Source organism: Humiphilus diazotrophicus (assembly GCF_059726315.1).
Genome location: NZ_AP040870.1, coordinates 4,088,963 through 4,102,327, shown reverse-complemented (window position 1 = coordinate 4,102,327; position 13,365 = coordinate 4,088,963). Strand labels below are relative to the sequence as shown.

The window sequence follows — 13,365 nt, the reverse complement described above, 5'->3', positions numbered from 1 at the left end:
GCCGCCAAACTTCTTTTCGGGGTACAGTTTGGCGGAGAGCGGAACGCTTGCTATACTAGCTCTGGTTGTTTGTCGCGGCAGTGCGCCGAGGAGTCCTCCTCCCGGCTAGGCCAATTCCTACACGCGCAACGCAAACGATCTTGAAAGTGCCCTCAAAGGCGCTTTTCCTTCCACGGAAGGCCAGATAGCTCAGTGGTAGAGCGCGGCCCTGAAAAGGCCGGCGTCGGCGGTTCGATCCCGTCTCTGGCCACCATTTAGATTCCTCATCAGAATTTGCTCGAAAAGATACATAGGCTTTTTGCCCTGTCACGCATCTTCCCTCACTCGCTTCAGGCCGAAGGAGATCGTGCTGCAAAACTTAAGACCCGCAGAGGTGGGAATGATGCCGATCGTCAACGGTGCTTCTCCGAATCTGCACAGAATGTTTCTGAATTGGGGGCGAGCAATGCATCACTTCACAACCCGCCATATTTCGTTGCCGAAAGTCCCAGCAAAGGTCAGCAGACGGATCGTTTCCTGCGAACTTGTTTTCTGAAATCTACAGCGGGAATCGGAATGGTTTTGTCGTCGTCCATCCCTGAAGCACGACCTGGAACAAGGTTTCAAGAGCATCGAAAAGTCCAGGATTTTCACCATATCCTGTATTTCCCATTCGATCTATCTCATATCTACTTCAAGGTAGGAATTCTCTTCGAATAGTGAGTTGATTTCTTGTCTGTGCGTTGGCGGAGATTCATCGGCGAGCAGGATACAAGCTCTTTTTGAGCATATCTAGTCCGGCACATCCGCTCCAACAACAAATCTCCCAGGGAATGACTCCTTTCTACTGAGCACCTCTAGAGAGATATCATGGATCGCCGTAACCTTTTACAAACGTTAAGCACAGGACTGATTACTTCAATTGCTTTTTCTGAGGCTCCAATGTACGCCGCCTCGAGAACAAAGAACCAGACAACCCATTCCTTGCCAATTCTGGAGCCATCTCAATTTGGAGCAAAGGGAGACGGCAAAACTCTTGACTCGCCGGCTATCAATGCAGCCATTGATGCTTGTGAGCAACAAGGCGGAGGAATCGTCTATCTACGTCCGGGGACTTATCTCTCCGGAACCATTGTTCTAAAAAGCAATGTCACCTTTTATCTCGAAGCTGGCTCAGTCATTCTCGGGAGCAAAGATCTTGCACAATATACGCCACAACTAGGCCCGGCACTGGAAAGCGACGCAGGACAAAGACATCTTATCTTTGCCAAGAATGCAGAGAACGTGAGCATTCTTGGGTCAGGACTCATCAACGGCCAGGGCCCTGCTTTTTGGAAACCGTCAGGAAGAAATCCACTCCCACCTGAACAGCATTGGCAAGACGTAGCAACTTACGATTGGAAGCCGATGCACCGGGTCTCCCCTATGCTGGAGTTCGTTGGATGCAAGCGTCTGCGCCTTGAACAGGTTCGGATTGAGAACTCGTCAGGCTGGACGATGCGCTTGATCAACTGTGATCAGGTTGTAGTAGACGGAATTGCGATCAAGAATCCGATCATCGGACCAAACACCGACGGTATCGACATATCCAATTCTCAAAACGTGTTCATCGCCAATTCATTCATCGACACAGGGGATGATGCCATCTGCCTGAAGAGCGAAAACCCTTATGGCAATACTGTTCCTGTTACAAAAAATATCGTTGTCACAAACTGCATCCTGAGTTGCTGTTGCAATGCTTTCAAGATTGGCACGCGAACCAATGGCGGCTTTGAAAGCATCGCATTCTCAAATTCCGTAATCTTCAATGACGATGTTGATTTGAACGCACGCGTGATCTCCGGAATTGCTATCGAAGTAGTAGATGGAGGCTGGATCGATAGCGTCAACATTCTGGGAATTCAGATGCGGCGCACACGAACGCCTCTATTCATGCGCCTTGGTAATCGCACTCCTGGTGCTAGCGGGAAACCAGGATATCTAAAAAGAGTCATGATCAGCGACATTCAGGCCACTGAATCAATTCTCACCAGCTCTATCACGGGGCTCTCCGGCTTTCCAATTGAAGATGTCACACTGTCGAATATCCGTATCGACTCCGCGGAAAACGGAAAGCGCGAGTGGGCAAATCTGGAGATACCGGAGCTGCCTCAAAAATATCCGGAAGCGCGGATGTTCGGACGCTTACCAGCCTACGGTCTCTACTGCCGGCATGTTCAGGAGCTCAGAATCCGCGACTTTATATTGAGCAGCGGAAATCTGGAGCAGCGCCCAGCCATAGTCTGCGAGGATGTCAAGAATCTTGAAGTCACTGCATTGCGTGTCCCTGAACAAGAGAATGATTCCCCTGTTATCTCTCTTCAAAATGTACAAAATTGTTGGATACGTGATGGGAAAGCTCCCCACCGAGCCTCGAGCTATCTCAAGCTAGGTGGCTCCGAGACTTCCAATGTACTACTGAGTGGATGCGATTTGAGAAGCAACTCTCGTCCCGTATCACAAACAGACGAGGTGCATAAATCCGCTGTCACACTCTCCGGAAATATCTCCTAGAACATTCCCAGAAGAAGGACCCAAGGAAGCAATACTCATAAACCTCCTTGGGTTCAGAAAAAGTTCTCACAGATCGTTCACAGTGGTGAAAAGCATCAAGGAAGTGCCTCGCTATATGTGCTTGCAAACTTGATCTCATCGAAGAACATCTGCTGCTTTGTCTCTTGGCGGTTCCGATAAGGCCCATAAAAGACATCGAATGCCTGGTTCGGATAGTTGGTTCCACTGGGTGGATTCTTATAAGGTATGGTGCTGGGATCATAGCCAACCTTACCTGTCCAGTACACGACCTGACTGCCGTTTTGCCAGACCTTAATCTGGCCGTTGCCGTTATAGTCGGGAATCAACATAACCACGAACGTGGTCCACTGATCGAAAGGAATAGTCCCTCCAGGAATGCGAATTGGTGTAGCGGAAGGATTTCCAAGCGTGTCATTGTTCAGGACCCATATCTCATATGTCACCATATCCGCAGTAGCATTCGTTACCTCAAGCCGCACCGGAGGCCCATACGGAGATCCCTGCCACCATTGCGCAATCATGAGACCTGCCGTGGGAATATCGAAATCCGCATGAGGTAACTTAACGGCAAATCCGGTATAGCGCTTTGCTCCAAAGGTCAAGGCAAAGCTGTCATTACCGGAAGAGATGCGATGATTCACCTTATCCACATCTCCGGAACTGGTAGGCGTTTGTGCATCTATTTCCATGCCAATGGAATGGGAGCCTTTATACGCTTCTATAGAGCTTATCCAGGGCGTCAATACCCAGGAGGCTTGAGGAGTAGGTTTATAGATACATGGATATGTAATGCTATTTTCGACCAAGCTTCCATCGGCCTGAATCATTGCATTCTCAGGACTACTTGTTTCTGCGCTGATATGCCGGTATAGAGTTGCGTGAGCCGAGAGTGAAGCGCCAAAAAGTACCGGTATCAGCACTCGAAGAAATTTGTCCATTCTTTGCTTATCCTTTCTTGTTCCGCGCCGCCCACGATATCGTCGGAAACAAAACGTGAACAATGGACGACACACTCTTTCTTTTGCATTTTCTGAAGCGAAGAATTACGCGAGGACACTGGTTATTCCGCTTTTAGGACTGAGTGCTGCCAATTGACAGCAGAGCCACTCACGGCCAGTGCATTCAAAGAATGCGGCCGCTACAATGAAGACTTCATGACATCGATTACAGAAGGGCTAGCGTTTGTGACGGCGGCATCCATTTCCAACGTCATGATGGATACTGTCTCCAAAAAAGCTTTGGATAAGCGAGAATTTCTCCGCTCCATCGTCATTATCCGACTTACAGTTGCGTCTCTGCTGACTGTATGCCTCTTGTTGAGAGGCGCTTCGATGGAGCAGCACAGTCTCTTCCAGCTGTTCGCTCCAGCTACAGCAACCTGGACCTACCTGTTCTATCTTGCAATAGGGACTTTTCTCGTCAGTTGTTCGATCCTCCTTTACTACAGAGCCATTCAAATCTCTCCGCTATCCCTGACGATCCCTTTCCTTGCCTTTACCCCGTTGTTCCTGCTTGCTACGGACTCTCTCATCTCCGGCCATAAGCCGCATTTGTCCACTTCCGTCGGAGTGTTTTTCATTGTTTTAGGTTCTTTGCTTCTTCATGCGGAGAACTTTCATCGAGGATTGTTGGCTACTCTTAAGGGAGCTTTCCAGGAACGTGGAAGCCGATATATGCTCGGCGCGAGCTTTGTCATGGCAATCACCAATGCCATCGACAAAAAACTCGTGGCATTCTCGAATCCACTTAGTTATGCCTGGTCTTATGCGATCATGTGCTTTGTCTTCATTTCGCCTGTCTGGTTTGTTTCACATCAAAAGCCAGTTGAGGCAAAGAGCTTTCGCGGGCGTTGGCTGATCTTGGCGGGCTTAATCGATACGATGACACTGCTGCTCTATTTATCGGCCATGAGTCATATAGAAGCAGTTGTGACTGTATCTATTAAACGTTCAGGAATGCTTCTTGCTGTTCTTTCAGGTTGGTTCTTTTTCAAGGAGAAGGCTATCCGTCAACGTCTGCTCGCCGCATGTGTACTTCTCGTTGGCGCGTTGATGCTCTACCTGCCATTTACAGCTTCGCAGCAAATCTTCGCTTCTCTTCTGGCCATCGGAATAGCCGTTGTCCTGCTGCTACAAAAACATTCGGACTGAAGCTCTGGAGAACTGTTCTGGATAGGGTGCGGGTGGGATAGCCAGGATCTCTGCATCCCACCCTTCCTCTAAAAAATAAAGCTGAAATCAAGGAGCAGGAGTGTGCTTTTACGCACACTCCCGTTTACTTTAGAAGCGTAGAGCAACACCGAGAGATGTGTTGCGTGTTCCCGACACGGTAGAAGCTATACCGAAGCTGGAGTTCTTAAGATACTGTCCATAAGTAGCACTTCCAGCTGCGGTATCGAGACTCCCGAATACCGCACGTTGATTTGGTTGATTTCCGCCCAAGAAATAGTTGGGGTGATTCATGACATTGATCATGTCAGCCCAACACTGCAATGTCACGCGCTCCTTTGTCAGATGGAAATTCTTACGTGAGCTCGCATTCCAATAAATAGTTCTTGGATTGCGTGCGCCACCGAGAGTCCGTGGTGCCGTTCCCAATTGAGGATTGTCTAGAGATCCGGGCATCGAGAAAGCATCGGGGTTGATAATGCCCCCATTGCTCGTGTTGCCGAATGGATCTTTACGCCAACTCTTCTTATAGAGAGGCGCGCCCGGAACAATATTGGGCCGCAGATAAATATCGGCAACGGCTGAGCCATTAGCTCCGGGAACTCCACCCGCTGGAGTTGAAATGAAATATCCAGAGGAAGTCCCATTGCCCGCCGTTATCCACAAAGGATATCCGGATTGCATATTTACCTGGCCCGAAGTCGACCAGTCGCCAATCAGGACATTCATCCAACGTGGTACCGAGCCTGCGAAATGCTGGTTCCTTCCGAAGGGCAGATTCCAAACATATGCCGCTGAAGTCTTTGTCGGAATATCGAAGGTCGAGAGAGACCATTCCTGATCGAGGGTATAAGGGGTCTGAGGATAGGCGAAGCCGAATGCATCGGTGTAAATGTTGTCCAACTCTCCAGCCGATGCATTATCCATTGATTTCGCCCAGGTGAAGCTTCCAATGAAGGTAATTCCGAAACCCACCTGATGCCGTCCATTCAGATAAAAGCCGTTGTAGCTGGAAGCAGCATGACGCTCATAAGCCGTTCTGATGTTGTTGTTATAGAACTGCTGATACGGACGCAGAGACTGATAGAGTGACTCGGAGTTGCCGTATTGGTTCTTGGTGTAATTTGTCGAGTTAAAGTTGGCATGGGACTGGATCAAAGAGATCAGGGTTCCCATACTTGGGTCATTAATCGCTCTAGGCGTGTTATAGAGGTGAGTTCCCTTCTGACCGGCATAATCTACTTCGATCATGGTCTTGGGTCCTACCTGGAACTGTAAAGAGGCCGACCATAGTTGCACATAAGGAACAGAGCTGGTTTGCTCGATGTAGGGAAGAAATGTCGATGCATTCCAACTCTCAATCATCGTTGAGGTCTGCTTTGCGCGTACAGGTAAGGAGGCCGATGCCACCGGGTTGGTTACAAAGTTCACCCAGTAATTCGGATTTGCGCCTCCGGTTCCGTTGGTGCCGATACTTGAGGTTGAACCTGCTAAATCCGGAACAACGGAGTTTGAGATTCCGGTAAGCGGCGTGTGTATCAGTGAATAAGCACCACGCACGGTCATGAAATTACGTGGTTGATAAGCAAAGCCAATACGTGGTTCGAAGCCCTTGTAATTAACAGGCCACAACGTACGCGTCAATCCATTGGTTCCGGAATACGCAAAACCACCCGTTGCCGTTGTACCATTGAGCGAACCTGTACCTGTTGTAATGAAGCTCCCCTGGATGTTGTACTTTTCCATGCGTGGAGTTTCCAGATTGTAGCGGAGGCCGAGATTTAGAGTCAGATTTCTGCTCACCTTCCAATCGTCCTGGAAATACAAAGCACCGTACTTCCAGCGATAGTAATAAGGCTGGGACTGACGAAGTGTGAGCGAACTTATGATTCCAAGATCAAACGATGCAATCGCGCTACCACCGGACGAGCCGCTATTGGTATAACTAGCGGAATTTGCATACTGGCCGCCGTAGAGATCGGAAACATCCAGACGATTGAGTTGCAGTGCGCGATACTCTCCACCGAACTTAAGCGAATGAGCTCCTATGAGCATCGAGAAGTCATCGCCAACGCCGAAGTTCACGTCCATGCTGCGGCCTCCGTCGGTAATATTGCCGCCGCTGCCAATGCTGGAGGCGCTATTTGCAAAGGCAAAAGTAGGAAAGCCTGCACCTTTCACAGCTGCAGTCAAACCGAGTGCAGCACCAAAGTCCTTACGCATCGCTGCGGGATTGGGACCGCGAAAACGATCGGTTTGTAGATAACTGATGCGGAACTCATTCACTCTGGAGGAAAAGGTATGCACATAGTTCAGTGCCGCATTCTGCGAGTGAATCTTCTCTCCCGGAACGTTTCCGAGTTCCGAATCCGGTCCATAGAAATCGAACCTTGTTGAATCCACCGGCACATTCGTGTAACGAATGAAGATTCTGTCGTTATCACTGATCATGTGATCGATGCGGATACTGTAACGGTTATCTTTGGTATTTACGCCACGAGCACCATAACCATTGGTGCCATTCGCAGCATAGGCCCCATCCGGAGAATAGAACCTGGCGTAAGGTCCGGGATTCGATGCGGCATTCGGAGTACGAGACCAGATATATTTCGCTACCGGATTACTCGCTACCTGGGCAGACAAATCATCATTTGGCACCTTGACATAGTTCTTCGAACTGCTATACCGGCCTCCATAGGGGAATCCATTAGCATTCAATGGAAATTGGTAATAGAGAGACCCGGCGCGCGGGGCAGCAACAGCAGCCGCGTATCCCTGGCTTTTCAGGATCGAGGTGTTGAGCAGGTCATAGCTATTGTGCATCCGGCCTGCCAATTCATCCGGAGTGTAAAGCCGACGTGCAGCATAGGTCAGGTTGGAATCCCGTAGTGGTTCTACTGCAACGAAAAAGAACGTTCGGTCCTTGCGGAATGGCTTCGGGAAAGGCCCTCCGACGGCGATGGTAAACATGTTCTGATGCTCATTAGGAGCAGAACCGGTATTAGGAGTCCAGGCCTCCAGAAAAGGGTCGCGGTGTCTCCATTTCAATGAACCGTGATACTCCGTACCACCGGAGGTTGTTGCCTGATTCACAATACCGCCGCCGGTTCTTCCATATTGAGCGGGAAGGCCGTTTCCCTGCACAGTTACTTCACGGATCGCCTCCGAAGAGAAGGTGATACCTGCGCGAGGATAGCCGGAGAGGGTGATATCGAACCCATCCACAAGCTGCGAATTGGTGCCGGGGCGGCTGCCACTGATGGACAAAGAGGCAGCTGGTGTTTGTGGTGCAGTAAAAGCTCCCGGATTTTCACTGCCTACACCGTCGTTCTCTTCCGGATCGCCTTGGACGCCGGGAGCTAGATTCACAACCCCGAGGGCGGAGCGCTCAGCAAAGGGGAGGGCCAAAACAATACTTTTTTCCACGGTGGCAGAGAGGCTGGAAGAACTGGGAGTAAGCAACTGGCCTTGTGCGGTGACTACTACTTCATTGTTCACTGTGCCTACGGTGAGCGCCACGTTAGTTGTGGTTACACGCGAGATTTCGACAAGTACCGAGTTTACGATCGACTTTTCAAAGCCGTCGTGTTCTACAACAACGGTATAGCTACCAGCGGGCAGTGCTGCTGCGGTAAAGGCACCTGCCTCATTCGTTACCAGTTGCACCTTCAGCCCCGATTGCGGATCACTGATGGTCACCCGGGCACCAGGGAGTGCAGCATGTTGCGGATCGAATACCTGGCCGGCGATAGTCCCGGTGCTGGTTTGCGCTCTCCCGACTATGGAGGCAACTATCAGCAACACCGTTAATAGAAATACCTTTCTCATTTGGCCCCTCAATTAAATTCCTGAAGCTCTTCTGCTAACGAGACCCTGTCGTCTCTTCCAAACACAACAGTTCGGATACAGCATTCGGAACTTTTTGGAAACGCCAATGACAGTAGCGAATTGCAACAACGACGGGCAATCGCCTAAGTTCTCGATTTTGTGGATTTTTCGAAACCTGCATCTTTCTGGACAGTTTGCCAAAAAACCGAATGGCCTTCCGTCACGTGCGGGAAGGCCATCGCTTTGTCATGCCCAAACGGTTTACTAGACGCTCATGTCGTCTGTTTCCGAACCCGATCTTTCATCACCGGGTATGGGTTATTTGCATAGCTGAAATGTTGAACTGATGTTCCTCATTCATCAACAGGAATGCGCCTAATCCGTGGAAATCGTTTATGTTTCGCTTGCGCGCCAAATACGAATTCAAGTCTCCTACGTTTGTACCTTCGCAAATACCCGAAATGTTAGTGAGACCATCAGCATCGAGCGAAACCGCCGACATAACCCCTTTGTAACCACGATCGGCATTTATCTTGTACTTCTTGTCAACATATCCACGCTTGACGGCTATATCGATCATGTAAGAAAACATGCTGGAACTCGAGGTCTCCGGCCAATTCCCCGCAAGCTTCGGCTGATCGACCACCTGGTACCACAATCCGGTGGAGTGGTCCTGATAAAGCGACAAATCGCGCACCATATCTCGCACGATCTGAATCAGCTCCCCCCGTCCCGGTTGATTTTGCGGAATTGCATCCAGAACATCTACAAGCGCCATGCCATACCATCCGATTGCACGTGCCCATTTCACCGAGGCCTGATGCGTTTCGGGATTAGCCCAGGGGGCAGTTCCGGTTTCATCGTAGGCATGCAAGAACAGTCCACCGCTAGCAGCTCGTAGATGTTTGTTGTAAATCACCAGCTGGCGCACAGCTTCCTTGTTGGCTGCTTTCTCGCCGCCAAAGAGACGTCCGCAACGAACGAGAAACGGCATGGACATATACGTTCCATCCAGCCATAACTGATGTTGACGGCTCGGAATTTCCGCGTGCCAGAATCCACCGTCCGAAGTTCTCGGATATGTTTCGAAGACTTTACGCAGTTTCTCTGCTGCAAGTCGATATTTCTGTTCGCCAGTTTGTTCGTAAAGTGCAAGAGCAACATTTCCAGGTAGAACGAAATCGAGAGCGTCAATAGGCCGGTCGATGTTGCCTTCCGCATCGATGTGAGAGTCCGCCCACTGCTTGATGTAGGCGAGATATCGGGGATCATGAGTTCGTTCATAAACACTAAACATTCCGAAAAGATAGAGAGCTCGGGAGTACTCCCACGGGCCTAGAGCTTTCGAATCGGGAATTCTCGTGAGCATCGAATCCACTACTTGCTTTGACAGATCGGAATCTATCGGTGCGCTGCTTAATTTTTGTCCATTCAAACCGATAACCGTGACCAACATGAGCACGAACAGTTGAAGCCTCATACCTATTCTTGTAATCATCCTTAAGTGAAATTTGGGCACAGCTCAGACCCCTGAGTTCCAGTCCGAGGGACACCAAGCTGTCGTATTTCCTGGCGAAAGAGGTAGGGTGAAGGCGTTCTGATCACAGAAGAACCAAACTGCTCTTGCCTAGGCATGCAGAGAGTATCCAGGATGGAACGCTCTCTGTTTATAGACAACACGTTTGAAATCTTGTATTTTTCGAAGGCGTGAAACGAGCCATATTTTCTCCCGTCGCTGAAGGCGATCTCATTCGCGAGTTGGATTCGTTTGAATCCTTCGCAGAAATTCCCAACGTCTCCGCAGGAGAATTGACCCAGCTGATCCACGCAATCTCACCCGAAGCCGTCTCCGCAACCGAATGGAAATGGAGAAAGAGCTGGAAGATCGGCCCACGAGTCATCCATGACTCAATGTGGTTTTATATCGAACAGGGAAATGGAACAGGCTGGCTTGGCGACCCACAACAAACGTTTCGCTTCGAATCTGGTGATCTCATTCTGATCCCACGCGATCTTGAGCACTGTGTTCTGCAAAGTCAGGAAGTTGAGGCTCACGTCTTTGCCGTGCACTTCAATCTTCGCGTTTTTGGGGCGATTGATTTGTTCACCCTGCTGGGTATGCCGCCCATAGTACGCGGCAATCGCTATAGCATCTACGCCATGGCCTCTCATCGTCTGGCTAGGGAGTTTGCCATCAAAGCTCCGGGCTGGCAGGCAGTCATGAATGCCGACGTTCTGGCAACGCTTCTCAATTTAATCCGCACAGAGTCCGCCCAATTAAAGCCCTATCTCAACCTCTCCTGCTTATCTGAGGTTCCAAGATTGCTGCCCGTCTTCCAGCATATCGATGCCAATCTGCATCGGCCCGAGTTCGCTGTAGGAGAAATGGCCTCCAAGGCACATCTCAGCGAAGTCCAATTCCGCAAGATTTTTCATAGGATCACCGGAATCAGTCCTTTGCGATTCGTGCAAAGACGTCGAATCGAACTTGCCTGCAACCTTCTGCATACCACAACGGACAGCATCAGCATAATTGCAGAAGCCTGTGGGTTTTCCGACGCCACATTTTTCCATCGTGTCTTTCGTGCATGGGTAGGAAGAACTCCCAGGGAGTATCGTATGACGGAAGAACCCTAGAGCAGGGTCTATGCTTAGCATCGAAAAGTACAGAATTTTTACCGGATCCTGTATTCTCCCCATGACTCAATTCATTTCTACTGCATTTGCAGGGAGGTTTCCGTTGGGGCAAGTACTTTGCAAATGAATCGCCGACAGATGCTGCAAACGATGGCATGGGGAATTGCCATGTCTCAGCTCTCCGGTGGGTTTCCTCTGCTTGCAGATAAAACGGAAAAGCCGGAATCATGGAATAGCGAATGGGATGAGGCTCTCTCCAAAGGAATCGCCAATCGTTGGGCGCACTCCTACGATCCAATGCAGCAGATGTTAAAGACACGTCGCGGGCCTGACTATAACTATCAGACCAATATACGCAGCATGGTGGTTCATCCCACTCGCGAGTCGCTGAGCTATGCTTGTACACTGCTCGGATTGCAGGATGACGGCTCACGCCAACGCGCAGTCGACATCCTGAAACGAGTACTGGAACTACAGGTGAAAGATCCCTCCAGCCGCTATTACGGTCTTTGGAGCTGGTATCTCGAAGAGCCGCTGGAGAAGATGAGGTCTCCCGATTTCAATTGGGCAGACTTCAATGGTGCCATCCTTCTCGACATACTCTTGCATTTTCCAAACGCCCTTCCTTCGGCACTGAAAAGTGAAATGCGGGAAACAATTCGTGCAGCAGCAGAGTGCATTCGCAGGCGTAATGTGAGCCTCTACTATACGAACATCGCCTTTCAGGGGACATTTGTGACCCTGACAGCTTCCGAACTGCTCGCTGATCCTGGTCTGAATAGCTATGCTGTAGCCCGCCTTCGGCATCTGTCCGCAATCGTTGACGAAGAAGGCAGCTTCGCGGAATACAATAGCCCGACCTATATGGCCGTGACAATTGAGAATCTGACTCGCATGTCAATGTCGATTCAAGATCCAGCTTGCCGTGAGATCATCCTCAAATTACATGACCGTGCATGGCGGCACATCGGGGAACATTGGCACGCTGCGACAATGCAACTTGCCGGACCAATGAGCAGGGCCTATTCCAATGATATTAAGGCACCACTTTGGATACAGAAGGGAACAAACAATAGGCTTACTTTCCTCAGCCGGGAGGACATCCGGACATCCGCACCTAGTGAATGGTCGAATGTAGCTATTCTCGATTACAAATGCCCGGAGCCGTTGCTCCCGCTTTTCGCAGGTCCCACCCGGCGGCATCAGCATCGGGAAGTTTTCATGAGTGCTATGAAGGTGGAGGATAGCCTCGTTCCCACTACGCACTCAGCAGAAATCGCTCCCATTGAGGGAACTACGTTTCTTACGCCCACATTCTCTTTGGGCTCGGCAAACCGGTCGGATTTCTGGATTCAACGCCGTCCCCTCTTGGCATACTGGGGAGGCCCCTCCCGGCCACCACGTTTTCTGCAGTTGCGAGTACTCAAGGATGATTATGACTTCAGCTCTGCACTCTTTTATTCCGCGCAGAACGCAGGTTCCGTATTAGGTGCTGTGCGCTTTCGCTCTGACGGAGGAGATAAGCATCCTTCTCTAGATCGGGTTCAGCATGGCGCTTTCATGGTTAGTTCCCTTAAATTGGAGTTTCTTCTGACCGGCTGGAATCCAAGCTGGAAATTGTTTGTCAACGGGAGAGGCATCGTAAAAGACGATATGAGCATTCAGCTTCCCGGCAGAATTGCAATCGACACCGGCACGATAAAGGTGGGTTTGCAAATGCTTTCGGCTAGTTTCGGCTCCGAATCTCCCGAGATCCGATATAAGCGTCAGTCAGACCAGATGAAGATCGAGATCATTCTCATGAAACAGCCAGTCGCAAAGGAGATTCACTGGAATCAACTTCCCTCAGCCGGATGCGATTTCAGACTGCATATAAACGACGACAAAGATACTTTAGTGGCCTTCGACCGGCGATTAGCGCAAACTCGTCACAACATTTCGAGAGATGGCGAAAGCGAGATTCTGTCATGGCAAAGCCCTGACGGAAAGCTGGGGATTCAGACGAGTACTGCGATAAAGCCTCTGTCAGAAATGGATATGACCTATCGGGCTAGCTTCAATGATGCCCCGTACCCGATGGAGCGCTTGTCGGAAGACATGATCTTGCCTACGGATCTCAAAACGCAAAGTCGCCAGTAAACTTGATTGAAAAAATTGGGTGGCACATCCTGCGCCACCC

Annotated in this window: 7 protein-coding genes and 1 tRNA gene; 5 read left to right on the top strand and 3 right to left on the bottom strand. The window is 50.1% G+C overall.

The genetic code is table 11. The features are described 5' to 3' along the window. The first annotated feature begins 178 nt into the window (after positions 1 to 178). Positions 179 to 253, top strand: a tRNA-Phe gene (locus AC6I7T_RS17480). Positions 254 to 849: 596 nt separating this feature from the next. Then, on the top strand, positions 850 to 2,532 hold the full coding sequence (locus tag AC6I7T_RS17475; protein ID WP_497788669.1) for a glycoside hydrolase family 28 protein: 1,683 nt from the start codon (positions 850 to 852) through the stop codon (positions 2,530 to 2,532). Positions 2,533 to 2,627: 95 nt separating this feature from the next. On the opposite strand, the gene AC6I7T_RS17470 is transcribed toward AC6I7T_RS17475, so the two are convergent. Continuing rightward, on the bottom strand, positions 2,628 to 3,491 hold the full coding sequence (locus AC6I7T_RS17470) for a heparin lyase I family protein (protein ID WP_497788668.1): 864 nt from the start codon (positions 3,489 to 3,491) through the stop codon (positions 2,628 to 2,630). 216 nt (positions 3,492 to 3,707) lie between these two features. On the opposite strand from AC6I7T_RS17470, the gene AC6I7T_RS17465 reads away from it, so the two are divergent. Then, on the top strand, positions 3,708 to 4,703 hold the full coding sequence (locus AC6I7T_RS17465) for an EamA family transporter (protein WP_497788666.1): 996 nt from the start codon (positions 3,708 to 3,710) through the stop codon (positions 4,701 to 4,703). Positions 4,704 to 4,832: 129 nt separating this feature from the next. Here the strand turns inward: AC6I7T_RS17465 and AC6I7T_RS17460 are convergent, their stop codons facing one another. Next, positions 4,833 to 8,549, bottom strand: a complete 3,717-nt coding sequence (locus AC6I7T_RS17460; protein WP_497788665.1) for a TonB-dependent receptor — start codon at positions 8,547 to 8,549, stop codon at positions 4,833 to 4,835. A gap of 304 nt (positions 8,550 to 8,853) precedes the next feature. Then, positions 8,854 to 10,029 (bottom strand): glycoside hydrolase family 88/105 protein, encoded by a 1,176-nt coding sequence (locus tag AC6I7T_RS17455; RefSeq protein ID WP_497788663.1) that lies wholly within the window; start codon positions 10,027 to 10,029, stop codon positions 8,854 to 8,856. 227 nt (positions 10,030 to 10,256) lie between these two features. Between AC6I7T_RS17455 and AC6I7T_RS17450 the strand changes: the two genes are divergently transcribed. After that, positions 10,257 to 11,186 carry a helix-turn-helix domain-containing protein gene (locus tag AC6I7T_RS17450; RefSeq protein WP_497788662.1) on the top strand — a complete coding sequence of 310 codons (930 nt, stop codon included), beginning with the start codon at positions 10,257 to 10,259 and terminating at the stop codon, positions 11,184 to 11,186. A 123-nt stretch (positions 11,187 to 11,309) separates the two neighbouring features. Continuing rightward, on the top strand, positions 11,310 to 13,325 hold the full coding sequence (locus AC6I7T_RS17445; protein ID WP_497788660.1) for a DUF8769 domain-containing protein: 2,016 nt from the start codon (positions 11,310 to 11,312) through the stop codon (positions 13,323 to 13,325). The last annotated feature ends 40 nt before the right edge of the window (positions 13,326 to 13,365 follow it).

Excerpts from the sequence above, each read along its gene's own strand:
- AC6I7T_RS17475 (WP_497788669.1), top strand. The coding sequence starts at position 850 with ATGGATCGCCGTAACCTTTTACAAACGTTAAGCACAGGACTGATTACT.
- AC6I7T_RS17470 (WP_497788668.1), bottom strand. The coding sequence starts at position 3,491 with ATGGACAAATTTCTTCGAGTGCTGATACCGGTACTTTTTGGCGCTTCA.
- AC6I7T_RS17465 (WP_497788666.1), top strand. The coding sequence starts at position 3,708 with ATGACATCGATTACAGAAGGGCTAGCGTTTGTGACGGCGGCATCCATT.
- AC6I7T_RS17460 (WP_497788665.1), bottom strand. The coding sequence starts at position 8,549 with ATGAGAAAGGTATTTCTATTAACGGTGTTGCTGATAGTTGCCTCCATA.
- AC6I7T_RS17455 (WP_497788663.1), bottom strand. The coding sequence starts at position 10,029 with ATGAGGCTTCAACTGTTCGTGCTCATGTTGGTCACGGTTATCGGTTTG.
- AC6I7T_RS17445 (WP_497788660.1), top strand. The coding sequence starts at position 11,310 with ATGAATCGCCGACAGATGCTGCAAACGATGGCATGGGGAATTGCCATG.